Source organism: Paenibacillus sp. FSL R7-269 (assembly GCF_000517865.1).
In the GTDB taxonomy this organism is placed as follows: domain Bacteria; phylum Bacillota; class Bacilli; order Paenibacillales; family Paenibacillaceae; genus Paenibacillus_AQ.
The window spans coordinates 1-24,803 of record NZ_ASPS01000033.1 but is presented as its reverse complement, the minus strand read 5'-3'; the positions used below and the strand labels follow the sequence as shown (position 1 = coordinate 24,803).

General features: G+C 53.5%; 28 protein-coding genes. 11 read left to right on the top strand and 17 right to left on the bottom strand.

Annotation, left to right across the window (positions count from 1 at the left end; all coding sequences use genetic code 11):
- The first annotated feature begins 9 nt into the window (after positions 1-9).
- Positions 10-450: a hypothetical protein gene (locus tag C162_RS17055; protein WP_036695724.1), complete on the top strand. Its 441-nt coding sequence runs from the start codon at positions 10-12 to the stop codon at positions 448-450.
- A 251-nt stretch (positions 451-701) separates the two neighbouring features.
- Positions 702-887: a hypothetical protein gene (locus C162_RS17050; RefSeq protein ID WP_036695723.1), complete on the top strand. Its 186-nt coding sequence runs from the start codon at positions 702-704 to the stop codon at positions 885-887.
- Positions 888-991: 104 nt separating this feature from the next.
- Here C162_RS17050 and C162_RS17045 read toward each other — a convergent pair whose 3' ends face one another.
- The 3 genes from C162_RS17045 to C162_RS17035 are packed head-to-tail and all read right to left on the bottom strand — an operon-like array spanning position 992 to position 2,718.
- Positions 992-1,828 (bottom strand): alpha/beta hydrolase, encoded by an 837-nt coding sequence (locus C162_RS17045; protein WP_036695722.1) that lies wholly within the window; start codon positions 1,826-1,828, stop codon positions 992-994.
- 52 nt (positions 1,829-1,880) lie between these two features.
- Positions 1,881-2,303 carry a MarR family winged helix-turn-helix transcriptional regulator gene (locus C162_RS17040; RefSeq protein WP_036695786.1) on the bottom strand — a complete coding sequence of 141 codons (423 nt, stop codon included), beginning with the start codon at positions 2,301-2,303 and terminating at the stop codon, positions 1,881-1,883.
- Between the two features lie 58 nt (positions 2,304-2,361).
- Positions 2,362-2,718 (bottom strand): winged helix-turn-helix transcriptional regulator, encoded by a 357-nt coding sequence (locus C162_RS17035; protein WP_036695721.1) that lies wholly within the window; start codon positions 2,716-2,718, stop codon positions 2,362-2,364.
- Positions 2,719-2,911: 193 nt separating this feature from the next.
- Between C162_RS17035 and C162_RS17030 the strand changes: the two genes are divergently transcribed.
- A complete protein-coding gene (locus tag C162_RS17030; protein ID WP_036695719.1) occupies positions 2,912-3,442 on the top strand; it encodes an NAD(P)H-dependent oxidoreductase in 531 nt (176 codons plus the stop codon).
- 7 nt (positions 3,443-3,449) lie between these two features.
- Here C162_RS17030 and C162_RS17025 read toward each other — a convergent pair whose 3' ends face one another.
- From C162_RS17025 to C162_RS17010, 4 genes are all read right to left on the bottom strand, one after another.
- On the bottom strand, positions 3,450-4,211 hold the full coding sequence (locus C162_RS17025; protein WP_036695716.1) for a SagB/ThcOx family dehydrogenase: 762 nt from the start codon (positions 4,209-4,211) through the stop codon (positions 3,450-3,452).
- 233 nt (positions 4,212-4,444) lie between these two features.
- Positions 4,445-4,699 (bottom strand): hypothetical protein, encoded by a 255-nt coding sequence (locus C162_RS17020; RefSeq protein ID WP_036695714.1) that lies wholly within the window; start codon positions 4,697-4,699, stop codon positions 4,445-4,447.
- A 67-nt stretch (positions 4,700-4,766) separates the two neighbouring features.
- A complete protein-coding gene (locus C162_RS17015) occupies positions 4,767-5,555 on the bottom strand; it encodes a DeoR/GlpR family DNA-binding transcription regulator (RefSeq protein ID WP_036695712.1) in 789 nt (262 codons plus the stop codon).
- A 301-nt stretch (positions 5,556-5,856) separates the two neighbouring features.
- Complete coding sequence (locus C162_RS17010) at positions 5,857-6,081, bottom strand: helix-turn-helix domain-containing protein (RefSeq protein WP_019908812.1); 225 nt, start codon at positions 6,079-6,081, stop codon at positions 5,857-5,859.
- 423 nt (positions 6,082-6,504) lie between these two features.
- On the opposite strand from C162_RS17010, the gene C162_RS17005 reads away from it, so the two are divergent.
- The 7 genes from C162_RS17005 to nagA all read left to right on the top strand — a co-directional run bounded on the left by C162_RS17005 (position 6,505) and on the right by nagA (position 15,166).
- Entirely contained in the window at positions 6,505-7,482 is a 978-nt protein-coding gene (locus C162_RS17005; protein ID WP_036695710.1) for a LacI family DNA-binding transcriptional regulator, read from the top strand.
- Positions 7,483-7,720: 238 nt separating this feature from the next.
- Positions 7,721-8,626, top strand: a complete 906-nt coding sequence (gene efeO, locus C162_RS17000; protein ID WP_036695709.1) for an iron uptake system protein EfeO — start codon at positions 7,721-7,723, stop codon at positions 8,624-8,626.
- A 4-nt stretch (positions 8,627-8,630) separates the two neighbouring features.
- Positions 8,631-9,977, top strand: coding sequence for an iron uptake transporter deferrochelatase/peroxidase subunit (gene efeB / locus C162_RS16995; RefSeq protein WP_084648955.1), 1,347 nt, complete (start codon positions 8,631-8,633; stop codon positions 9,975-9,977).
- Positions 9,974-11,821: an FTR1 family iron permease gene (locus C162_RS16990; RefSeq protein WP_063829033.1), complete on the top strand. Its 1,848-nt coding sequence runs from the start codon at positions 9,974-9,976 to the stop codon at positions 11,819-11,821. Before efeB ends, C162_RS16990 begins: the two co-directional genes overlap by 4 nt.
- Before the next feature lie 557 nt (positions 11,822-12,378).
- Positions 12,379-13,257 carry a MurR/RpiR family transcriptional regulator gene (locus C162_RS16985; RefSeq protein ID WP_036695708.1) on the top strand — a complete coding sequence of 293 codons (879 nt, stop codon included), beginning with the start codon at positions 12,379-12,381 and terminating at the stop codon, positions 13,255-13,257.
- The gene (gene nagB / locus C162_RS16980) at positions 13,257-13,985 is read left to right on the top strand and encodes a glucosamine-6-phosphate deaminase (protein ID WP_036695707.1); all 729 of its coding nucleotides are present in this window, start codon (positions 13,257-13,259) and stop codon (positions 13,983-13,985) included. The genes C162_RS16985 and nagB overlap by 1 nt, the downstream gene beginning before the upstream one ends.
- On the top strand, positions 13,973-15,166 hold the full coding sequence (gene nagA / locus C162_RS16975; protein WP_036695706.1) for an N-acetylglucosamine-6-phosphate deacetylase: 1,194 nt from the start codon (positions 13,973-13,975) through the stop codon (positions 15,164-15,166). The genes nagB and nagA overlap by 13 nt, the downstream gene beginning before the upstream one ends.
- 206 nt (positions 15,167-15,372) lie before the next feature.
- Here nagA and C162_RS34425 read toward each other — a convergent pair whose 3' ends face one another.
- Positions 15,373-16,116, bottom strand: a complete 744-nt coding sequence (locus C162_RS34425; RefSeq protein ID WP_051493622.1) for a YhcN/YlaJ family sporulation lipoprotein — start codon at positions 16,114-16,116, stop codon at positions 15,373-15,375.
- Positions 16,117-16,307: 191 nt separating this feature from the next.
- Between C162_RS34425 and C162_RS16965 the strand changes: the two genes are divergently transcribed.
- Positions 16,308-17,378 (top strand): glycosyltransferase family 4 protein, encoded by a 1,071-nt coding sequence (locus C162_RS16965; protein ID WP_036695705.1) that lies wholly within the window; start codon positions 16,308-16,310, stop codon positions 17,376-17,378.
- A gap of 105 nt (positions 17,379-17,483) precedes the next feature.
- Here the strand turns inward: C162_RS16965 and C162_RS16960 are convergent, their stop codons facing one another.
- The 9 genes from C162_RS16960 to C162_RS36375 all read right to left on the bottom strand — a co-directional run.
- Positions 17,484-18,527 carry a glycosyltransferase family 4 protein gene (locus C162_RS16960; RefSeq protein WP_036695704.1) on the bottom strand — a complete coding sequence of 348 codons (1,044 nt, stop codon included), beginning with the start codon at positions 18,525-18,527 and terminating at the stop codon, positions 17,484-17,486.
- Positions 18,524-19,246: a glycosyltransferase family 2 protein gene (locus C162_RS16955; RefSeq protein WP_036695703.1), complete on the bottom strand. Its 723-nt coding sequence runs from the start codon at positions 19,244-19,246 to the stop codon at positions 18,524-18,526. Before C162_RS16955 ends, C162_RS16960 begins: the two co-directional genes overlap by 4 nt.
- A gap of 24 nt (positions 19,247-19,270) precedes the next feature.
- Positions 19,271-19,846 (bottom strand): class I SAM-dependent methyltransferase, encoded by a 576-nt coding sequence (locus C162_RS16950; RefSeq protein ID WP_036695702.1) that lies wholly within the window; start codon positions 19,844-19,846, stop codon positions 19,271-19,273.
- Between the two features lie 71 nt (positions 19,847-19,917).
- Positions 19,918-20,634, bottom strand: a complete 717-nt coding sequence (locus C162_RS16945) for a glycosyltransferase (protein WP_036695701.1) — start codon at positions 20,632-20,634, stop codon at positions 19,918-19,920.
- Positions 20,631-21,629: an NAD-dependent epimerase/dehydratase family protein gene (locus C162_RS16940; protein WP_036695700.1), complete on the bottom strand. Its 999-nt coding sequence runs from the start codon at positions 21,627-21,629 to the stop codon at positions 20,631-20,633. Before C162_RS16940 ends, C162_RS16945 begins: the two co-directional genes overlap by 4 nt.
- The gene (locus tag C162_RS16935; protein WP_036695699.1) at positions 21,626-22,465 is read right to left on the bottom strand and encodes a dTDP-4-dehydrorhamnose reductase family protein; all 840 of its coding nucleotides are present in this window, start codon (positions 22,463-22,465) and stop codon (positions 21,626-21,628) included. The genes C162_RS16940 and C162_RS16935 overlap by 4 nt, the downstream gene beginning before the upstream one ends.
- Positions 22,462-23,448 carry a polysaccharide biosynthesis protein gene (locus tag C162_RS16930; RefSeq protein ID WP_036695698.1) on the bottom strand — a complete coding sequence of 329 codons (987 nt, stop codon included), beginning with the start codon at positions 23,446-23,448 and terminating at the stop codon, positions 22,462-22,464. The genes C162_RS16935 and C162_RS16930 overlap by 4 nt, the downstream gene beginning before the upstream one ends.
- A complete protein-coding gene (wecB, locus tag C162_RS16925) occupies positions 23,438-24,532 on the bottom strand; it encodes a non-hydrolyzing UDP-N-acetylglucosamine 2-epimerase (protein WP_036695697.1) in 1,095 nt (364 codons plus the stop codon). The genes C162_RS16930 and wecB overlap by 11 nt, the downstream gene beginning before the upstream one ends.
- The coding region (locus tag C162_RS36375) for a hypothetical protein (RefSeq protein ID WP_200869212.1) at positions 24,529-24,803 on the bottom strand (275 nt) is incomplete at its 5' end. The genes C162_RS36375 and wecB, both read right to left, overlap by 4 nt.

Below are 24,803 nucleotides of genomic sequence, written 5' to 3'. Positions count from 1 at the left end.
CTGTGCCCTATGAGCGATGTAATTCTCCAGCAGATTCTTACCGAGCTGCAAGGCGTAAAATCCGAAATTAACGGAATGAAGTCCGAGATTTCTGGATTGAAGTCCGATATTAAAAATCTTCAGTCAGAATTCGCTACATTCAAGTCTGAAATTACGGCCGAGCTTGTGATCATCAAGGATGAAATTGTTAACATTAAGGCCGACATCGTTACCATCAAGGATGATATCGTTACCGTCAAGGCTGATATCGAAAGCATCAAGGAAGATACGAAGCTAATTCCACTGATTCAACAAGCGGTGTCCGAAGTCAACGCTGAAGTCGTTGCTGGCCGGGATTCTCTGGAGCGGATCGACCGAAGTCTAAGAGGACACGACGCCACGCTCGATATACTGGCCCGGCGTTCTATAGATCAGGAAGCTGAATTGAAACGTTTAGCTGCTTCTGCATAACATCCTGCCCCGAAGCGACCGCCCTCCCGGCTGCCGCTTTTTTGTTGCCCTCATATAGTCCATCACACAAGGACATTATTCTCTTATACAAATACAAACCCAGTTATCACAACATTATTCCTTATTTATTTGTCTTTATCAGGCGGACATTTCATTGCTTTTTGGATTATGTATGCTATAATGAAAGCGTAACCAAAATAGATGTACCAGAGGTTCATTACCGTATTTCATCGCCAAGGAGGATGAATGCAATGCTGGCAGGAATTAAGGAACTGAAGAATTGGGTAACCGGGATGTGGCAGCCGGGCATGGCTTCCGGAGAAGAAGATTACCGGAAGATGGAATATAGCGCACATCGTCATCTGCACACACCGCCAACCCCAAGTCCGCTTACTTACGAACAGGAATCACGCATCAAGACCGTCAAATTTCACTAATTTTCAATTAGATGTATATATAGAATACCATTCACCTATCAGGTTAAGGCCGCTAAGGAACGGGAGCATCCCGGTTCAGGCGGCCTTTTATTTGCTGCACTACATTATCTTGCTAACCACCGCAGGATCGTCTCTGCTGCTTCCAGATAGCGCTGTCCTACGAGCAGGCCGGTATGGGTGGTGCCCCAAAGACCTGCGTAGGCTGCGCGGAAATACGCTGCATTGGCTCTGCCCCGGCGCTCATCTTCATCACTGTTAACGGCATGGATCACCAGACAAGGGCAAGTAATGGACCCGCTGTCTACGGATACCCCAGCTGCCCCGAAATGATAAGAAAAAGTCCGAAATGCCTTGGCGGACTCCATCGTCAGGTATTTGCGCTGAAACGCTATGTCTTCTGCCGTCTCATCCAGGCTGGTCTCCTCTTCGCGAACCGGAGCGGGTACTACGTTACCCGGCATTATCTTAACGATATCCGTATAAGGAACCTCCTCATGTACCTCTCTGCATAGACTTGAATCAATCAACACAAGTCCGGCCAGACCGGCTGTCTCCGCCACCTTCTGGCTAAGAATCCCGCCCATGCTGAACCCGATCAGGGCAGGAGTAACTCCGCATTCAGCCTGGATCACCTGCACTACTTCATGGATATCCTCCAAATAATTTTCAAAGGCAATCTGCGTCATATCCAGCACCCGGCTCCGGTAATGACTTCTCAGATTCATCACATAACAGGTCCAGCCTTCGCTAATGAAATGGGGAATGTACTTGCTCCACATCCAGCTTCCGGTATACGCACCATGCACAAACAGCAGGGGTACCTTATTCTCCTGTTCCTGGCCTTCCCGCGCCTCCTCTCCCTTATAAATCTCCAGGTAAACATCATGCTCACCGACATATTTCTCTGTATGCGGCGGTAATTCATCAATGTAGTCTCTCATTGTAATGTCCTTTCCATTTATAGTTTTATATCAAACTATCATACAAATTTTTTTAGAAATTATGATTGATTTTCATTAAAATCGTCAGCAAAATCTTCTGCTCTTCTTCCGTGATATCGCGGTAGAACTGCTTCAGTATGGCAGAAGAGACCGATTCAAATACCGGCTCCAGCTCCTTCCCCTTCCCGGTTAGAGTAACATATACGTACCGGGTGTCCTCCTGATCCCTCTCCTTCATAACCAGTCCCAGCCGGACCAGCTTATCCACAAGTGCTGTAACTGTAGATTTGTCCTTATGAATATGTGCCGAGATCTCGGCCATGGTGAGTCTGTGCTTCGCCAGCAGCGCATACAGAATATCCCCGTGTGAGGTGGCAATGCCGTTTACTCCCTGCTTCGCCAGCTCTTGTACGATGAACCGGTTAACCTTCTCGCGGATCTTGGATATAAGTGAAATAGCATCTCTGGTTTCCATAAACGAATTATAGTTTGATATCAAACTAATGTCAATAGATCAATATTTCCGTGTGCTCCTATTCGGGGTCCTTATCAAACAGCATGACTTCCTCGCCCCGCTGTTGCCGGATCGCAATATTGGTTCTCCCCCAGGAGCACATCAGGTCAATGATCTCATTAGCAGTAATCCCATACTCGGTGATGTAATATTCCACTTTGGGCGGCATTTGGCTATAAACCACTCTGCCGATGATCCCGTCCCGTTCCAGCTCGCGAAGCTGCTGAATCAGAACCTTTTGCGAGATACCCGGAATACTGCGCTGCAGTTCACTCGTCCTCTTCGTTCCCGACATCAGTATACATATGATCAGCGACTTCCACTTCCCGCCAATAATCTCAAGCGTCGCCTCGATCCCTAAATGATATTGCTTCATCCCGGCACCTCCCCAGCAGTCATAACAACGCGCTGATCTAATGATCTCTATTCTGCCACATCCGGCACCCGATTTCCATGCATACCTGGAGGTAACTAGGTTACTTCATTGTGTGTATTTACATTTTCAGGAACTTACAAAATAATAGAAGCAGCTGCACAACACAAATTATACACCGGAAAGGTGATCCCTAATGACAACCCTGGTAATCCTGGCACACCCTGATATAGAGGCTTCAAGAGTGAACCGGAGATGGAGACAAGAGCTGCTGTTGCATCCGGAGGACGTTATGGTCCATGAGCTTTACAAGGAGTACCCGGACTGGAGCATCGATGTTCCGCGGGAGCAGCGTTTATTGGAGGGGCACGAGCTGATTATTTTCCAATTCCCCTTATATTGGTATAGCTACCCCCCGCTGCTGAAAAAATGGCTGGACGATGTGTTCACTCACGGCTGGGCTTACGGCTCAAGCGGCAACAAGCTGAAGGGTAAGAAGCTGGGCATAGCTATGACCATCGGCGATAAAAAGGAAAACTACCAGCCGGCCGGGTCTGTTTCTTTTACAGTAGATGAGATCATCGCCCCGTTCCAGGCCAGTGCCATCCATGTCGGCGCAACCGCCCTGCCTTACTTGGCCGTGTTCGGCGCTTCCTTCCAGGCGAGTGACGATGTTATTAATCAGAGTGCGTTGGATTATTGGGAGTATATCCTTCGGAACCGGTAATATGCCGCTATTCCCGCTTCTTCCCGACCGCGCCCATGTAGATTACAAATTCTTCTTCGCCATCCAGTTCGAGCACCTCATCAATCAGCTGCTGATCATAGATTCCGATGGCACAAGCTCCGGCCCCGATGGATTCACTGGCCAGGTACAGATTCTGGCAGACATGCCCGGCATCAATGAGAATTTTTTTGTGCGCGGAGATATCATATTTCCATTCAGACCGGTACGGCGTAGTGCTCCAGGCGAACAGAACGGCAGCCTTCTTGGCGAAGTTGGGGACAAAGGGCTGCTCCAGCGTGATCGCATCAATCTTCTGTTCCAGCTGGTCTAATTCAAACATAAACAACAGCTTGTGCTCCACAGGAAGGTATCGGTAAATGCCCTGCTGTATTCCTTCTACCCGCATAATCATCAGATAGGTCTCAAACGTATGGGTCGCCCCGCTACACGGTACCGTCCGCAGAGTCAGTCCGTTCTTGCTCATCCCGGTAATGCCCTGGGTGGCCCATAGTAAATAGGATAGCTCCTCCAGACTTAGCGTGTCGGCTGAATAGAATCTTGTACTCCTTCTCTGGCCGATGCAATCCACAATATTGTTCTGACTCACAACGTCCCGGCTGACCTCAGGCAAATCAATGATCTGCGCCTCTTCATCATAGGACTTCACAATCGGCGGCTGCGCGATGCCCTTAATCTTGTCTGTTCGGATATGCTTGAATTCTTGAAAATTCGATTTCAGCAGTTGTCTCTGTTGTTCGTATCTTGTCATTATAAATCCTCCTGGCGTCCCTTGATCCTATAAATTTATCATGTGATTCGAATTAGTTTGTGATTATAATCACTATCTTTACAAATGCAAAGCTATTTTTGCAGCGATGACTGTCCAGCTTGAAAAAAAGACCAAATGAGGCCCCCTTTCCCGGCGGCAGTCACTTGGTTTATTCACTTTTGAAGCATGGAAGCGATATCATTAAAGCGAACGCAACTCCATCTTTTGCATATCTACGATAAAACCATGGGCCTCACTCTCATCAATGGGTCTCTGCGCAGATGAATAACGCACTCCTCATTGGCAGTGTGATAGACAAGATTGCCAGGTCCGGCGCTGAAAAATTCCTGGTTGGCGTTCTTCTCAGATACTGCACGAACAGGAGCTACTTCCGTTATAATTTTCTTATCATCTTCCTCGCGATAGTCAAGAATGGAAAGCAAAACAAATTGGTCAGGAAACAATTCTCCTACTTGCTGCCATTTCATTCTTTCACACCTCCCGGGTAGCCATCGATAAAAAAGTGGTTCTAATGAATTCATTTATCATTATGTGTTATTCAACTATCGTTCCTTGTTCTACAACAATTACTTCTACACCCAACTCTTCAATTTCGACCAACTGATCTTCAGCAGCATCCCAATCAGTGATTAGCTTATCAATTTTATCTGCAGAACAAATTTTTAATATGGATTCTACTCCAATTTTCTCAGACGGATATAAAGCTATATTACATTTAGAACTTTCAACAACTGCTTGTGTAAAACCGACACCTTTGGATTTTTGAATGGACATCCCAAAAGCAGCAGAAAGACCAGCGCTTGTTAAGAAGCTGATATCAAAACGAATGTTTTTAACAAATTCGATAGCATAGTAGTCACTAAACTGACCTTTCTGACTCATCTCGCCACCGACCATAATGGTATTGATATTATCATAATTTCTAAGTTCACCTGCAATAACAATTGAATTAGTTACAGCCGTAAAAGGGATGTTTTCAGGCAAATTTTGTGCCATAAAATAACCTACTGAAGCGGCATTCAGAAAAATTACATCATTAGCCTTGATGTAACTAACTGCTTTTCTCGCGATAGCTAAATAATTATCTTTTATTTCCGTTATGTCTCGTGGTGTATATTTGGGTGGTGTAGTATAACCTATTTGCAAGGCAGGAATCGCTCCACCATGTGTTCGTCTTAGGAGTCCTTTTTCTTCAAGAATACGTAAATCACGTCTTGCCGTATCAAAGCCGATATTAAATAGCGTTTCAATTTCACTTGCCCTAATTCTTCCTTCCTTTTCCAATATCTTTAGAATTTCTTGATGTCGTTCCTCCATAAACATACAATCACTTACCTTTCATAAGTATTATTCAGTAAAGGAGTTGCGCACCACATTCACTGTTACTCACATTATATAACGTAATTTACCATCTGTGAATACAATTTCGTTAATGAACGTGATTAAATGTGATTAAATGTGAACGAGTTGAGCGTTACTTATTTCATTTGATATGTACAGAGGCATAAATAAAAAGGAATAGAAAATCGACATCACCTGCCGGTCTTTTCCTCCAAACAAAAAACCTCCCCTCATCCCGAAGGATAACGGAAGGCTTAAACGCATCACCTCTGAAGCATGGCAGCTATATTTTCAGCTCCCCAAGCTTGATCAGCTCGACAACCGCTTGCGAACGGCCTTTTACGTTTAATTTTTGCATTACGTTGGAGATGTGGTTGCGGACGGTTTTTTCGCTGATGAATAACAGTCCGGCAATATCCCGTGTAGTTTTGTCCTGCACAAGAAGCTCGAATACTTCGCGTTCACGATGCGTCAACAAGAATTTGCTATGATGTTCGTTGCCCTTCAATGGTGTCACCCCTCCTTGCCCTGGGTTTGTTTGGTATAACAAGGTAAAGGGATACAGTCAAAACATACTATGTGGAGGGGCAAGTAATGGTGCTGTCGCAGCATTAAATTGGGCGGGGGCAGGCGCAGAGTCTGGACAATCCCGGAACATCGCAGCCAGGCCGCAGCAAAACCGGCCGCAGCTCCTTACGCGTTAAGGGCTGCAGCCGGCGGGCAAATGCTATAGAATACGCGTTACAGCAGCAAGCTGTACCGGTCCGTCACGCCCTTGCGGTCACGCCGGTTTCTCCGGTAGAGCTGTTGTTGCACCCCCAGTGTAATGTATGAAATGGATTCCATAGCAAGCTTTTTATCGGCCGAAAAGCGGTTCATTTCTATGTTAGAATAAGGTCATACCAGTCTCACACAGGAGGCCCAGACGAACGTGGCTAATATTAAAGAAATCGCCCGGATGGCCGGAGTATCTGTAACGACCGTCTCACGGGTGCTGAATAATCATCCGTATGTCAGTAAGGACAAAAGAGACGCTGTACTGCAGACGATTGAGCAGCTCGACTATACCCGCAATATGAACGCCGTTCATCTGATTACCGGACGTACCGGTGCGGTGGCGGTGATTCTGCCGTATATTCATGCTTTTTATTTCTCTATTATTATGAATGGCATTGCCCGCGAGGCGCTGCTCTCGCAATACCGGCTGATTCTGTGCCAGAGCAATTATCTGGAGGAAGAAGAAATCAAAGTGCTGGAGATGCTGCGCCATAAAGAAATTGACGGTGTCGTGATTGTATCTACTGCGCTGAAGCCGGACATCATTGAGGAGTATACGGCCTACGGTCCGGTTGTCACTTGCCAAGACAACGGAGCGCGGCGATACTCTTCTGTCTATATTGAGCATTATGCGGCTTTCAAGGAAGGTCTGGAGTACTTGACCGGCAAAGGTTACCGCTCCATCGGATATTGTGAAGGACGGAGTAATGGCAGCAGCGCCGTGATCCGTCAGGCTGCTTACCGCGAATTCATTGCTGAGCATAAGCTGGCTTTTGAAGAGGAATGGATGATCTATGACTGTACAACGGAGGAAGACGGCGCAGCCGTTGCACAGTCCCTGCTGAAGATGCCACAGCGGCCGGAAGCCATGATTATTACGGGAGACCATGTTGCTGCCGGGCTGATTATTGAAGCGCGCAGAGCCGGCCTTAGCATCCCTCATGACCTCGCAGTTATGGGCTTCGACAACCAGCCAATCGGACGGCTGCTTCAGATCACCACCATGGATAACCACCTGTATGAGATGGGGGCCGCCGCCTTCCGCATTATCCATGAGCAGATCCACTCGGAGCACCTGGGGCCGGTCTACCGCAAGCTGGACTACCGGATTATTGAGCGGTCCACGGTGTAGTCACAGATCAGGCGGTTGAGCTATGATTTTGGGCCGTTGTTATGAGTACATAGCTGCATTTTGTGCAGGAATACAGATATGATCTGCGTCTTCCGCCTGTCGGAAGGCTTTTTTGTGCGTTCCTGCATGGATATGATAATTATCACATTTTTATTGACAGCTATTAGCTGTGGAATTATGATAAGTCCATAATTGATAACGATTATCATTTTCATAATCGAAAAGGGGTATCCACCGGATGAAAATAGGTTATGCAGTACCTGCGGGTCTGCTTGCAGCGTCCCTCCTGTTCGCCGGATGTGCGGGCAAGGACAACAGTAATAACAATGGTAATAACAGCAATGATTCGGGAAATAATGCCGCAGCCCAGGCAGGTAGCGGGACAGAAAGTGTAGCGAAGGCCGGAGGTGAGACCAACGCAGATTTCACCACTGCCATCGACGAATACCGCAAATACGTCATTGAACAATGCGATGCGTTCGTCAAGCAGACCGAAGGCTTCACGGATGCCGTCAAGGCGGGCAAGCTGGAAGAAGCCAAAGCGCTGTATGCTCCGGCGCGTATGCACTATGAGCGGATCGAGCCGATCGCGGAAGCGCTCGGAGATCTGGACCCGAATATAGATGCCCGTGAGAATGATGTGGATGCCGCGCAGTGGCGCGGTTTCCATAAGATTGAACAGGCACTCTGGCAGAATCATACAACGGAGGGCATGACGGATGTCGCGGACCGCCTGCTGAAGGATGCGCAGCTGCTGCGTGCCAAGGTGGAGACGGCCGGAATCGATGCCAATCTGCTCGTTACCGGGGCGGTAGAGCTGCTGAATGAGGTCTCCTCCTCCAAAGTTACGGGGGAAGAGGAGCGTTATTCCCATACGGATTTGTATGATTTTGTGGCGAATGTGGAGGGGGCCCAGAAGATCTATGAGCTGCTAAAGCCGGAGCTGGCCAAAAAAGACCCGGCCCTTGAGCAAACCATCGGCGAGCGGTTCACCGCCTTAATGAATGAGCTGGCGCCGTTCAAATCGGGGGAGGGGTACGTCTCTTACGAAACGCTCAAACCGGAGGAGGTCCGCAGGTTAAGCCAGAACCTCGACGCCTTGGCTGAGCCGCTATCCAACATGGGAACGATTCTGGGAGTGTGACGATATGAACAAGAAAGATAAGAATGCCCGGAATGCGGCTGACGCGGATCACGGAATTCCTGCAGCGGAGACTAAGCTGTTCAATACCAAATTCAGCCGCCGCGATATGCTGCGGCTGACCGGTGCCTCGGGTATCGGGCTGCTGCTGGGCGGAGGCGGTGTGGGCGGCATTATGGCGGCACGCCAGGCAGCAGGACGGGCGGTCCCGGCCGCCGCAGCCTTCGGGCAGAATGAAGAACAGGCGGATACGATCCCCTTCTACGGCAAGCACCAGGCGGGGATTCTTACCCCTGCGCAGAATTTTCTGTGCTTCGCTTCATTTGATGTGACGACTACCAGCGTCGGTGATGTACAGAAACTTATGCAGGCTTGGACTACAGCTGCTGCCGCGCTTACTTCCGGTACGATGATCGGCACGGCGAACGACAAGCCCAATCTTCCGCCTACCGATACCGGCGAGGCGGATGGTCTCACCCCTTCCAAGTGCACACTTACCTTCGGGGCAGGCCCGGCCCTGTTTGACAGCCGGTTCGGGCTGGCCGGGAAGCGGCCCGCCTCCTTCATTGAGCTCCCGGCATTCCCAGGGGATAGCCTGGAGCCGCAGTGGTGCGGCGGCGATCTCTGTGTGCAGGCCTGCGCGGATGATATGCAGGTGGCGTTCCATGCCATCCGCAATCTGGCCCGCATCGCCCGGGGCACAGCGGTGCTGCGCTGGACCCAGGAAGGCTTCCAGCGCAGCGGCAGCGCCGATCCGTCAGGCGGCACCCCGCGTAATCTGCTCGGCTTCAAGGACGGTACGGGGAATCCGGACGTCACCGATGAGACGCTGATGCGAAATATCGTCTGGAGCGGCAACGCCGATGGCCCGGCCTGGATGAATGGGGGCACGTATCTTGCGGTGCGCCGCGTACGGTTCCGTATTGAGGTCTGGGACCGCTCCTCGCTGAGCGATCAGGAGGCCACCTTCGGGCGGCACCGGCAGAGCGGCGCACCTATTGGAGCCGGAGATGAATTCGCTGAGCTAAATCTGGCAGCAGCGGATGCTGCCGGCAAGCCGCTCATCCCGCCGGACTCCCATTCCGCTCTCGCCCATGGAGACGGCTCGGTCCAAATGCTGCGCCGCTCCTATTCCTATTCCAGCGGCATGGATCTCAAGACCGGACAGCTTGATGCCGGTCTGGTATTCATCAGCTTCCAAAAGGATCTGATGAAGCAGTTCGTCAGCATCCAGCAGCGCCTCGCTAAAAATGACCGGCTGAATGAATATATGGTTCACACCGGCAGTGCTGTCTTCGCCTGCTTCCCGGGTGTACACGAAGGCGGCTATATCGGGGAGATGCTGCTGGGATGACTGAATGCCTGAGAGGAATGATCCCGATGAAGATCACAGTTATACATGGTCCTTGGCGGCAGATCAGGGCAGCGCTGCTGCTCCTCTGCCTGCTTGTGCTGCTGCCCGGCGCGCCGGCTTCTGCGTCAGGCGCGCCGCTGGATGAGCTGCTGCCGCCTGTAGGCAGCGCGCTGGTCGAGGCCGGCCAGAGCCGCTGGGAAGCGGCGGCGGCCGATGTCGATTCGTTCGCGGTGCTGTGGCGCAGCGCGAACGGGAGCACGCCGGACCCGGCACTCGCCGGTCCGGCTGCTGAGGTGGACGCCGCGCTGGCCGCTGCGGCGGAAGCTTTGGCGGGCGGCGGCGGAGCGCCCGCCAAGGCAGCCTTGTCCACGCTCGCCCGCAGCGTGGACGCGTTCGTCACCGCCGCCGCAGGCGAAGGCGGCGGTGACACGGGCGCCGCCGGACGCGCAGCGGCGGCGAAGCTGCTGCCCGCGGCGGAGCGCACGCGGGATGCGGCGCGCAGCGCCGACTGGGCCGCGGCGGCGGAAGCCTACCGCGCCGTGGTGAGCGGCTGGACGCCGGCGGAACGCGGCATCCGGGCGGACAATCCCGCCGTCTACGGCTTGCTGGAGACGAAGATGAGCCTGCTGCGCATTGCGCTGCAGGCAGAGCCGGTCCGCGGAGAGGCCGCGCAGGCGGAAGCGGAAGCGCTGGTGACGCTCCTGTCCGGCTACAGCGAAGGTAAAGCCGCCGATACCGGTGGCGCGCCAGCGGAGCCAGCTTCCATTGAAGGGCTGATCCGCTATCTGAAGCAAGCTTCCGCCGCCGCCCAGGCCGGCGACAGCGCAGCAGCCGCTGATATCATGGAACAGTTCATCACTGCCTGGCCTTCGGCCGAAGGCCAGGTCCAGCTGGCCTCCCCCAAGGTCTATGCCAGCATCGAGAACGAGAGCACCGCCGTCACCGGTTATCTGCTCTCCAGCCCTCCGAAGCTGGACCAAGCGCTATCGCTAATGGGCACGATGCTTTCTGAGCTGACGCCGCTGGCCGGGGAACAGACTTATACCGCATGGGATGCGGCACTCATTCTGCTGCGCGAGGGGCTGGAGGCGATTCTAGTACTCGCCGCCCTACTTGCCTATCTGCGCCGTGAAGCAGTACCGGCGGCACGCCGCTGGGTATGGTCTGGTGCGGCGGCAGGTCTCGCTGCAAGTATCGGCCTCGCCGTATTGCTGACCTATTCCCTCTCTCAAGCCGCCTCTGGCGGCGCACGCGAGCTGATCGAAGGGATCGCCGGCCTCGTGGCCGTGATCATGATGCTCACCGTCGGCCGTTGGCTGCACGGCAAATCCAGCACGGCGGCCTGGAATAAATATGTAGACCGCCAGATGCAGGGTGCCCTGGCCAAGGGCAATCTGTGGTACCTGTTCTTCATCGCTGCGCTGGCCATTTTGCGCGAAGGGGCGGAGACTACGATTTTTTACGCAGGGATGGCCCCGGCCATCGATACCTCTCAGCTGCTGCTCGGGATTGGCAGTGCTCTTATAGTCCTGATCATTCTCGGCTATGCCATGATTGCACTGAGCGCCAGATTGCCGGTTGTTGCCTTCTTCCGCGTCGCTACAGCACTGATCTACTATTTGGTGTTCCGCTTCCTCGGTGAGAGCCTTCATGCCTTACAGATCGCTGGCAAGCTGCCCGCCCATAACGGGCACAGTCTGCCTTCCATCGGCTGGCTTGGCATGTATCCGACCTGGGAGACTACCATCCCACAGCTGCTGATACTCGTCTTCATCTTATGGGAGCTGCTGCGCGGCAGACGTACTGCCAACAGGACAAAGGCTGCAAACGGGATCACTAAGTAAACATACTAATTATGTAAAAGCTGCAATCAGTGCGTGTGCCTTCAAACATGCAGATTGCAGCTTTTTGTATCTCCTGCCACTTGGTTGGCTATATTCCCCTCCGCCAATGCATGAAGCAGAAATGAATAGATGGAAAAACAGCATTTAATTTTTACTCAATGAGCTTAAAGTGGAATATGAGCAAAATTAAGCAGCAAAATCCAATTATTTTCCACAACAAACTGAATTACGAGTTAATAAGTAACGAAAATCCAACTGTTTCCTCTTACAATAATCCTTCCATCCTCCCCCCTACCACAAATCCACCACCTCCATCTCCTTAATTCTGCCCCAGACCAGCCTTAAACCAAACTGCCTATTGCAACCTTCCGCAATTTGTTTTATCCTGATTATGAAAATAATTTTCTTAATAAACACAAATATTATGTAAAATAATTTCAAATGCAACTTAGGTCAAAACTTAACCTGTCCATTTCCGCATGTCCATTTCTACATTTTCATTCGGGTAAGTAGAGAAAGCTACATGAATCTGATTCTATAGAAAAGAAGGTGAGCGCTTGTCTCCCATTCTGCATGCTCTGGAGCATGACAATTCCAAGCTGTCGCAAATGGAACGCAAGCTGGCTGAGCGCATTCTGGCCTCGCCCGGGGAAATTGTCCATATGGGCATCACGGAGCTGGCGGAGGAATGCGGCATCAGCACGGCGACGATTACGCGGTTCTGCAAAGCGCTGCACTTCAAGGGTTACCCTGATTTCAAGCTCAAGCTGGCAGCTGAGCTGGCGCATAGCGACGGCTCGCCGGAGACCGGCAGCTCCTCTTATCAGGACATCGTGGCCGGCAATCCGCTGCAATTCATTGTAGAGGCCATGCAGGCCAACCACCTGGCCTCGATCCGGGACACCACCTCGCTGCTGGATCTGGGCCGGCTGCAGCAGGTCATTGATCTGCTGTGCCGGGCGCGGCGGGTCGATCTGTACGGGATGGCGACCTCATCCATCGTAGCCCAGGATTTCTATCAGAAGCTGATCCGCATCGGCGTGAACTGCACCGCTTTTGCCGATTCCCATATGCAGATTACTTCCGCTTCCTCACTCTCTTCCGGCGATGTGGCCTTCGCAGTCTCTTATTCGGGGGAGACCCCGGAGACGGTGGATGCCTTAACCTGTGCAGCCGCAAGCGGCGCAGCTACGGTGTCGTTAACCTCCTACGGAAGCAGTACTCTGGCTACACTCGCTGACATTCCGCTGTTCTCCTCGTCTCTTGAGCAGGGCATGCGGCGCGGCGATATGGCTTCACGGATCGCACAGCTGCATATTATCGATATTCTGTTCACCGGCATGGTCAGTACCCGGTTTGGAGATTTCATCCCAAGGCTTGAGCAATCTTACCGGAACGTCCAACATTACCGTCATAAACGGGGAGGTCAAATCTAATGAATATTTTGAAATTTCAGCATGAAGAAGATTTCGCAGCCACAGGAGCTAACCTGATCGCCAGTCTGCTGCAGAGCAATCCCAGAGCCGTTCTCGGGCTGGCTACCGGAAGCTCCCCTGTCGGGGTATATGAGAAGCTGGTAGAAATGCACCGCAAGGGCAATGTCAGCTTCGCCAAAGCCTCATCCTACAACCTGGACGAATATGTCGGACTGCCTGTGGATCATCCGCAGAGCTACCGGAGCTTCATGAATGAGCATCTGTTCAATCACGTTGATATCGACCCGGCCCGCACTCATGTGCCTAACGGAAATGCTCCAGACCTTGCGGCCGAATGCCGTGCGTATGACAAGTTGCTGGAGGATAACGGTCCGGCGGATCTGCAGATCCTCGGCATCGGCAGCAACGGCCATATCGGCTTCAACGAGCCGGATGCCAGCCTGAGCAGCGGAACGCATGTGGTCGATCTGCTGGAAGAGACCCTGGAAGCCAATGCCCGCTTCTTCGACCGTGTAGAGGATGTACCGCGTCAGGCGGTAACGATGGGCATCGGCGGTATTCTCAAGGCGAAGCAGATTGTACTGCTTGTCCGCGGGGAAGAGAAGGCGGAAGCGGTTAAAAATGCGCTGGAGGGCCCTATCACTACCCAGTGCCCCGCTTCGCTGCTGCAGAGCCATCCGAATGTGGTCGTCCTGCTGGATGAAGGTGCTGCCAAATGGCTGAAATAAACGGTATGAGCGGAGAACTGTTGTACGGTAAGGTGTTGACTCCTGATGGAATCATCGAGCAGGGTGTAATTGCCGTAGCAGAAGGCTTGATTCAATATGTAGGAGAAGCCGCTTGGCTGCCCGCAGCTTATGAGGGCTGGCAGACAGTCACCCGTGAGCCGCAAGGTCTGCTGATCCCCGGATTCGTCGATGTGCATGTACACGGCGGAGCCGGACATGACTTCATGTACAGCGATGCAGATGCTCTTGACACCATCACACGGTTCCATGCCTCACACGGGACGACCTCGATGCTTGCTACAACCATGACAGCTGCCAAGGCAGACATCGATCAGGTGCTGGCAGAGGTAGATGCTTATCGCACGCGTGAAGGCGGCATGCCCTTTGCAAGGCTGGCAGGTGTACATCTGGAGGGACCTTTCATTAGCGTAAGATGGCCTGGAGCGCAGAATCCTGAGCACATTGTTCCGGCTAATATAGAATGGCTGGAGGAATGGGAGGACAAGTATCCGGGAATGATCCGTCAGGTCACCCTGGCTCCCGAGCGCGAAGCTGCTCTGGAAGCTATCCAGTGGCTGCGCAAGCATGGCATTACGGCTGCACTCGGCCACACAGATGCTACATTCGAGCAGGTGATTACCGCTGCCGATGCGGGACTGAACCAGGCGGTGCACATGTTCAATGCCATGACGCCGCTGCATCACCGCAAGCCGGGAACGGCCGGTGCCGTCCTGTTCGATCCCCGGATCAGAGCCGAGGTCATTGCCGACGGAATCCATGTTCATCCGGCAGCCATCAGCCTCATTACCCGGCTCAAGAACAATCATAATCTGCTGCTGATCACAGATGCCATGTCAGCGACGGGACTCAGCGACGGAGAATATGCCATCGGTGATCTGCCTGTGATCGTCAAAGACGGCATAGCCACGCTGAAGGAGCATCCTGAAGCTCTGGCCGGCAGCACACTGACCATGATTAGCGGGTTCCGTTATCTGGTTCAGGAGGTCGGTCTCAGCCTGCTCGAAGCCTCACAGGCTGCCAGCCTTAATCCGGCGCTGTCACTAGGCCTGCAGCGGTCTATCGGAACGCTTGAGGCAGGGAAGCGCGGCGATATTCTGCAGCTGAACCAAGACCTGAACCTGCGCGGCGTATGGATCGGCGGACGCAAGCTGAAGGCCTAAATACAGGCAGTAAGACGCAGCTTCGTATTCCTATAAACGCAGGCAATGCAGCCCTCTCACCCGGCTTTCCGGGTAAGAGGGCTGCATTGTTTGCGTTTGTCTTCATTCACTTGTGCCCGTCTATGCCCATCTGTGCCCGTCATTTGAATAAGCCTCATATCCCTCTGGAATACTATCTTCATTCAAGGCACTATGCAGTAGGCTGCTCACTTTCCGCTGCGCGCAGGGAAAATCCGTTCCGCCATGATACGGAATTCATTCGCGAAGCCTCTGAGCGGATGTCCGGCACGGAATTCCCGGGCATAATAATCGGCCCGTTCCACGAAATCCGGGTTCGCCGAGACATACACATTGCTGACGTATGTGTTGCCTTTTTTAACCTCTGCAGCGATTTTATTCTTGATCTCCCCGGGAAGATTGTCTTTATCCTCCCCCATATTGCTTCTGGACATAATCCCGTTATTGCCGTTCCCCGGATAATCTCCGGGAGTCGCCATACCTGTACCGCCAACGGTTCCGGTGCCTGTCAGACTCCCTGGAATGCCCGCCATGGAGCCGCCTGTCCCCGTCATTCCGGGAACACCGGCAGCTGTCCCTCTTCCGGTAGCCGCCTCGCGGGTGGTATTCCGGGTGTGGATACCGCCCGAAGCATGCTCCAGCATTACAGCGACATAAGCGCTTCGGCCGACCATGATAACGTTAGCCGAACGAACTTCCGGCATGGCCGCTACACGGTCAGCCAATTCCTTGCTTACCTCCATGCTGCCGAAGTCATCGTCACGCATTCCGTCCCGTGCGGAGTTCACGTGGATTCGCCCGTCAGTCCCCCTTACACTTTTCGTCTGCATATTGCCATTATCTGCCGAATGGCCGGCACTGCAGCCGGTCATACTTAAGGCGCCGGCCAGCAAGGCAGCAGACACGGACAAGCCGAATTTCGATCGCAACATTCCTTCATCTCCCATCACAGAATAATGTAGTGCAGCGTCACAAGACTTAGCATGGCTCCTCCGCTGCCGGGCTATCCAGAAAGGATTTGGCAATGCCGCCCCCCACAGTCACGTGTAAGAGAAATCCGGCGTATCTTATATAACAGCAGACTGTGTTTCTCCGCAGGCAGTCCAGATCAGGAGGGGTAAGCTTGAGAATTCTATTTACGTTTTATGTACCTAGCGGCGGGGTGGAGACCCTGAACAGGCTGCGGTGTGAGAGTCTTCAAAAGAACGGCATCGAATGCCATGTGCTCTATCTCATGCCGGGGTCCGGCACCCACAATAGTGTAAGCTTCCCGGTATTTATCACTTCGCAGGATGAAGATATCAGGGCTATACTGAATGCCCATCATTATGACGCCATCATTGTAACCTCAGATTATCTGCTGCTGGAACGTCTGCGCCGGCTGGGGTATGGAGGCCTCCTGATCTACGAGTCCCAGGGTCTGGGAACACGAAGTGAAGCCCGTAATGTGATTATAGATTCTGTGCCTTATCTGCAATCCTTCTGCAATGCCGTGCTGATTCCCCCCACCGATCATTTACTGGAGCTGTTTATCGAGATCTGCCCCTGGCTCCAGCGCTATGTCATTCCGAACCTTGTGGATGTACAAGGATTCCGGTATATCCCCGCTGAGGCGCCCGTTGATCCTGTCATTGCCTGGGTAGGTCGGCTGGAACCCAACAAGAACTGGAGCGAGTACCTGAAGATTGCCCACCATATCCGCAAAGCAAAACCTAACCTGCATCTCTGGATGTTCCATGATCCGGGCTTGGCCTCCGATGACCAGAAGGCGGCATTCAATGAAGAACTGCATGCTCTTGGTCTGAATGACCGGCTGAATGTGTTCACGAATATGCCTAACCAGATGATGCCTGTCTACTATTCATCGATTGCCGCTTCAGGAGGCTTCCTGCTGTCCAGCTCTGTCACAGAAGGCTTCGGATATGCCGTAGCTGAGGCTGTCTGCTGCTCCTGTCCTGTACTCAGCACGGATTCCGACGGGGTCAGATCCTTCATCACCCATAATATTACGGGCAAATTCTATCCGCTTGGCAATGTGGAGGCTGCCGTGAACGAAGGACTGGAACTGATGAATAACATCCCGCTGCGCGAAGCTATCTGCTATCAGGGCCGTCAGCATATGGTTACGCATTTCGGCTTCGATCAGTATGCGCATTCCTTCCGCGAGATGATGAATTCCTTCTCTATCTTCTAACTACTACAAGCTTCTCATCTCCCAGTCTTCCGGCAAAAAAACCTTCAACCCCAGCGCCAGCCGGGGTTGAAGGTTTCTCTGTGTATGGCATTCTGCCCTGACGCATTACGTGCCTTGTCTGGACACCATCTCAAACAGCTCAGCCTGGAAGACCTGTACGCTTCTCTCCCAGGTGAAACTCAGGGAATCCTGCTCTCCCCTGGCAGCCAGATGCCGGCGAAGCTCCCCGTCGTTAATGAGCGTTACAATATCTGCAGCAAGACGGTTCTCATGACGATACGACATCAGGCAGTTCTGCCCGTGTGCACAGTATTCGAGATTTCCTCCTGAATATACGGTAGCCAGAGCAGCACCGCAGCGCATCGCTTCCAGCCCCGGCAGTGAACCGGCATCATTGGTACTTGCGCTGACAAAAATATCCGTCTCATTGTAATGATAAGCCAATTCATCGTCATTCCCGGGTGTCCGCAGCTGATAGCGCCCTGTATTAAGTAAGGCCTGCAACCTCCCGGAAGTGGCATATTCAGCAGGGGGAGTCATGATATAGATCTCCACCTCAGGATGAAGCCGCTTGACCATATCGAGCTGCTGAATCAGGTATTCCTGTTCACGGTGGCCGGAGAATCCGCCTTCTGGACGCCGCATAATAGCCGAGACGATCAGCGGCTTGCCCGGATTGTCGCGAAAATGCGTATTATGGAAATGCGGATCAACACCGACCGGAACAATCATCCCCTTAATGCCGTGATTGATCCGTATGACCTCCTGCTGCCAGCGCGACAGTACAAGCAGGTTGCGGGTAATGCCGTAGGAGGCGAACGACTGATTATTATCCGGCAGGAAATTCGGCTCATAGCATAAGGCCAGCCGGATATGCAGCCCTTTGCCCTGAAGGCTGGCCCGTTCGGCAACCGGAACGGTTGTATAATAATTGGAGATAATGACATCCCCGTAAGGGAAATGGTCTTCTGTAAGGACCGGGGCGGGCACAGGGATAATCGGACATTTCATCTCATATTCCACAACACCTAAGCTGGGCATAAGAACAACGACCTCATGGCCTATTAAAGTCAGGGCGTTCGCAAGCTCCGCTATCATCCGCTGCGCACCGCCTCTGGATAAGGTCAGAACCGGAAAGGTCAGTCTCAATTCCTTCTCTCCTTTCTCAGCAGCTTCGTCAATTTCCCCCTGTGCATGGACTGAACCATGGCAATTTCCCGGTTCTGCGCCTCGCTGTGCAGGACCGAGCCCATCTCATTATGGACGCGGTAATCCAGCAGCGGCTCTTCTATATAAGACCACTCATAATGAGGCAGAATCCGCAGCCACATATCATAATCCTGTGTATACAGGAGCTTCTCATTAAACATACCAACCCTGGAGAGAACCTCCATATCTAACAGCACCGTGCTGCCGTTCACCGGACAGCCGGACATCATGGTCTGTATGAGGGCCGGCCTGCGCAAGGACGGCATTCGGACTATATCGGAGAACCGCTGCCCGTGCTCATTAATATAGTAGTAAGCCGTATGATTGAAGGAGGTGCCCGAATTGCGGATAGCTTCTATCTGCCGTCTGATTTTATCGGGATGAAACAGATCGTCCGCGCTTAACCAGGCAAAATAAGCTCCGCTTGCCACCTCGATTCCCTTATTGAGGGCCGAGCCGGTCCCTCCATTGGTCTTGCGGACATACACAATCCGGCTTCTATAGGCGTCTAGCTTCTCTGTATGGAGCGTTGAACCGTCATCCACCACGATCAGCTCAATATCCGTGTAGCTCTGGGCCAGCACGCTTTCGACCGCCAGATGTACGTAAGGACAATTATAGAACGGAATTACCACCGAGACCTTGGTCTTCTGATTCATGCCCCGGCCTCCTCCCTGAGTCATTTATACAGTCTTGCAGGCGAGCAGGGCGTCCAGCGGCGCGTGATTCTCACCGAAGGCTTCCCGGAATGAAGGATTCTCCGCATGGTGAAAGCCCTTCAGTACAGTTACAGCGTAGCCCAGCTTCAGAAAGTCCTCAGGCTCCCATCCGCTCCAGTGCTTCTGGTAGTACTCTCCATGCAGATTGAAATGGTCCTTCCCCTCCTGCGGGAAGAAGCCCCGCGGTGTAAATACGACGACACGGTTCGCAGCGATGAGCTCCGCCTTACGCAGCAGCTCCTTGCCTTCACTCATCGAGAAATGCTCCAGCGAATCAATCAGAGTGACCGCTGAGAAGGTTCCCGGCAGGAACAGCTTATCGATATGACCGGCATCGGCATGAACCGGAATGATATGGGGAGCCTTGTATTTGCGGTGCAGCAGATAAGGCCTGTGGATATCCAGCCCCAGCACCACTGCGGCTTCATACCGCTCCAGCAGCGTACCGGTACCGCTGCCGATATCCAGTATACTCTCGGAGAATTTCAACTGCTCCAGCAGGACCGGCAGGAAGTCTTTCACTTCGATTTCCCGGTACATATGCTCTCCCTCCTAAGCGTTAATTGCCTTACCTTGGGCTGTGCTGCAGTGCCGGCTGTCCGCTCCGGCAGCTAGCCGCCCATGGAGGCAATCAGGGCGCTTAACGGAGCGTGATAACGGGCACTGGTTGCTGCAGCTTCAGCCATAATGACATCGTAGTGTCTGAGCGTGCCCATTCCCTCATGCCGGCGGTAAGCCGTCAAGGACTGGTTCAGCATCACCGGTGCATAACCATTCAGAATCGCCCGGTACCACAGATCATAATCATGGGTATACGGCAGCGCTTCATCGAACATCCCGATGGCTCCGAAGATCTCCCGCTTGAACATTACCGTACAGCCGTTGATGGGATTGCCGTACAGGAAGCAGCGCAGATATTCAAGCTGGTTCGGGAATACGGCCGCAGCATTCAGCTCCATCGCCTGCGAGTTTGCGTTAATGTAGTTGAAGTTGGTGTACGAGATCAGCAAACGGTTCTGTTCCATGAACAGAACCTGATTATTGATCTTGTCACGATAGAACATATCATCCGAGCTGAGCCAGACTACATAATCTCCCGTGGCATGCCTAATACCATGGTTAAGTGCCGAAGCGGTGCCGCCGTTGGCCTTGCCCAGATAGTGAATGTAGGGCAGATAAGGGGTAATCCGCTCTGCATGCAGAGTAGAACCGTCATCCACTACGATAATCTCATAAGGCTGCCAGGATTGGCTCATAGCGCTCTGCAGCGCCTGCTCAATATAAGGGCAATTGTAAAAAGGAATAACTACGGATACTCTGGGCTTCATAACAACCTTCCTTCCTTACCGGCTCTTGTATAGCGGATTATATCTGCCAGTGAACGGTCCAGCGCAATCTCCGGCTTCCAGCCGGACATAGCAGCATAGTCCCCCGATGCTTCAGGCGTTCCCTTAGTATCAGCAGATTCAAATGGAGGCTTCGCCGGAACGGCAGATGACAGGGAAGGATTGCCCCGGCTGTGCTCCTCCTGCGGCCCCCAGTCCATCCTTACCGGAGCCGCAGCATGAGCCAGCAGCTTCGCTGCAATCTCTCCCAGTTCCCGCTCTGTCCCGGAATCGATGCGGTAGATCCTGCCGGTCTCTCCCGAATCCAGAATGAAGCCATACGCCCTGACCGCATCACGTACATCCAGAAAATCACGCAGCGCATGGCGCGAGGAGAGCCGAAAGGCAGCAGGAGCAGCCGATCCGGCTACGGCAGCTGCTTCACTGCGTACAATATGCTGTGCCAGCAGGGAACAGAAGCCGGTGGACGGACCAGGCCCAATCAGGTTCGAGGGCTCCGCCATCAGCACCGGCTGTGCAAACAGTGTTCCCCAGGCCAGCGATACCAGCTCTTCCAGCGTCTTACTGAGGCTGTAGGGGTGAGGCGGGTCTGTCGCACCCGGTCTGTACTTAAGCCGGGAGCCGGCCACCAGAATACGGCTGGCCGGCTGGACACGCAGCGCCTCAAGCAAATATAGAGTAGCCATTACATTGGTTTCCATGTAGAGCAGCGGGTCCTGCCAGGACTCCGGGACCGAATTCTTGCCTGCCAGGTGCAGCACCTGATCCGGCTTCACCGCTCCAATCATTGCCGCTACAGCCCTGCGGTCCCCCAGGTCACAGACAACCTGCTGAACACCCTCCGGGAACAGCCCTGCTTCTGGCTCGCGGCGGACTACAGCAGTCACCTCCGCTCCTCCGGCGGCAAAATAGGCCACGGCATGCCTGCCGGTAAAGCCGGAAGCTCCGGTAATAAGGAGACGCCGCCGCCCGCTCATGTCGGCAGCTCTGAGCTGCGCATAAAGCCCTCAAGCTCGCTAAGCATCCGGGGATAGGACGGCAGCTCAATCGTAACATCGCTTCTCGTGCTGATCAGCGTCCGGTCCTGAACTGGTGTCTGCTGCGGGATGATCTCAACATCCTCTTTATGAAATGCCGCCTGCATCATCTGCAGCAGCTGATATTTGCTTACGGGCTGCGGGTGGGCCAGATGAATCAGCCCGGAGAGATCCGAGTCCAGTAAGGAGTCGACGGCTTTGGCCAGCTCCAGGGTAGTGACTCCATTCCACATCACGCATTCATATCCGGTTACCCGGCCCTTCTGGGCCAGGAACCATTCCATGAGGCCGATTCCGCCAGAACGGATCTCAGGCCCGATAATGGAGGTGCGGATCGTAAGATGTCCGGGATCACGCACTTCTCCAAGACTCTTGGTAAGGGCGTAGACCGAGGTTCCATCCGCGGCATCATCCTCTGTGTATCCACCGCGTGTTCCTTTGAACACGCAGTCGGAGCTGATGTGGATGAGCCGGGCATGAATCTGGTCCGCTGCCCTCCGCAGGCGGTGGGGCAGGAATCCGTTGACATGGTACGCGCCGATCCGGTCCCGTTCGGCGAATTGATTGAGTACCCCCATCGCATTAATAATGCAATGGGGGGAGACGATTTCAACCAGCTTTTCTACACCGGCGATGTCGTCGGCGTCCAGATACAACCCTCCAAGATCCTTCTTATCCCGGGTTGTATGGAAGATGTGGTGCTTGCCCTGGCGGCGAAAATACTCCGCCAGCATATGACCTGCCATACCATTTCCGCCGAGAATAAGGAGCTTCACTGGAGGAACCCTCCCCGGATCAGGATAGCCTTGATTTCAGCCTGCTCCATCAGATGATTCTCGGAGCTGAAGCTGCTGAAGGACACATGGGGGAAATGACGGTAATGCTCCTTCAGCTCCGGCATATCTAGCGTAGGCAGAATAACCAGGTACTGCTCATCGTAGACCACCGTAGTCAGGCTCTCGAAATCGCTCATCAGGATCTCATGGATTTTCTCACCCGGGCGGATGCCGGTCTCAATCATACTGACATCCGTCCGCCCGGAAGCTTCGATCAGCACATCCGCCAAATCCACGATCCGGCAGGTCGGCATGGTCATGACGAAGATCTCGCCGCCGATACTGACATCGGAAGCCTTGAACAACAGGGTAATGGCATCGCGCAGGGTGAAAAAGAACCGGGTCATGTTCATATCCGTAATCTTTACCTGTCCCTTGTCCTTGATCTGCTTCATGAACAGATGGACCACGCTGCCGTTCGTCCCCAGCACATTGCCTCCGCGCACGGTAACAAACTTGGTGCCTGAGCCGATCAGATTGGCATAGACGAATAGCTTCTCGCCGATGGCCTTGGTCATGCCGTAGAAGTTCGACGGATTAGCTGCCTTGTCGGTAGAGATGTAGATCGCCTTCTCCACATTGTTGGCAATCGCCGCTTCAATGACATTCTGTGTACCGACCACATTCGTCTTGAGTGCCTCGTACGGCTGGTCTTCGCAGACGGGTACATGCTTAAGTGCGGCCAGATGGAAGACATAATCCACCCCCCGGCAGGCTGCCACCAGCGCATCCTTGTCACGGATATCGCCGATGATGAAGCTGAGACGCTGATCTTCAAATTCACGGCTCATGGCTACCTGTGCAGACTCACTGCGGGAGAATACGATGATTTCTTTGGGATGCTGCGGCAGCAGCTGCCGGATCAGCTCATGCCCCCAGGAACCGGTACCGCCTGTAACCAGAATCCGTTTATTATTGAACATGCAGGTTCCCTCCAAGCAGAAATTTAACTACCTTTACCGAGACACCTTGGGCAAGATACCCTTCCGGCGCCTCCCAATCGGGCTTAAGCGACGTCATCAGCACGGTGCAGCGCAGAATGCTGTTCTGTTCTACCCCGGACACTACATTACTTCCGCAATCGACGGTCTCCGGACGTTCTGTTGTCCGGCGTATGGTCACCGTAGGTACTCCCATCAGGCAACATTCTTCTTGAACGGTGCCGCTGTCGGTAATGGCGCACAGGGCATAACGTTCCAGATGAACAAAGTCAAAAAATCCGAAGGGCTCGTGAAACTCCACCAGCGGGTTCATAGTCAGCGGGAACTGCTCCGTAAGCTTGGAGCGTGTACGGGGATGGATGCTGCAGATCAGGCGGAGCTCCAACTGCTCAGCCACCAGGTTCAGCCCGGTCATAATCTGGAGCAGCGACTCCGGATCATCGACATTCTCGGCCCGGTGCGCGGTCACCAGCAGATACCGGCCGGCTTCAAGCTTCAGCCGGGACAGGATGTCACTGGCTGCGATCTGCTCTTCGTAATGCGTGATCACCTCATGGATGGGATTACCGGTTAGCACGATACGCTGGCTGGGGAACCCTTCGCTGAGCAGATGTCTTTTACTCTGCTGGGTATACGGCATATTTATGGTGGAGACGGCATCTATGACACGGCGGTTTTTCTCCTCCGGCACTTTCAGATCGTAACAGCGGTTGCCTGCTTCCATATGCACCACAGGGATGCCCATCCGCTCGGCCAGAATGGCACACAGCGCACTGTTGGTATCACCCAGCAGCAGCACGCGGTCCGGCTGCTCCTGGAGCAGAATGCTCTCCAGGCTGCCGAACATGGCGGCCAGCTGGCCCCCGAGTCCGGCCTGCTTATCCTGTAGCACATAGTCCGGTGCGCGGAGTCCCAGCTCGGCGAAGAATACCCCGCTGAGGCTGGCCGTGAAATTCTGTCCCGTATGCACCAGTACATGCCGATCCGCATACCGGTCCAGCAGCGGAATGATGACGCTAAGGCGGATGATCTCGGGCCGTGTGCCCAAAATCGTCATGATCTTCATGGGTTCACTCCCCTTTGATTATGGCCTGCCCTTAGGAACCGGGCAGGCTGCTCAGGATGCCTTACGCCGCCGCTTGCTCCGGCGGCTTCCGGCATGGCCCGCGCGGCGCTTCTTGCCGCCGCCGCTGGCCCGCCTGCGCGCGGAGCCTGCCGCACGCTTCTTACGGCTCTTACGGCGCGGGCTCTTTCCCGCTGCGCCGCTCCGGGACTTGGCGCGGCGCAGCCTGCCGCGCCGCAACTTCGCGGCCCGCAGCCTTGCAGCGCGGCGCCCG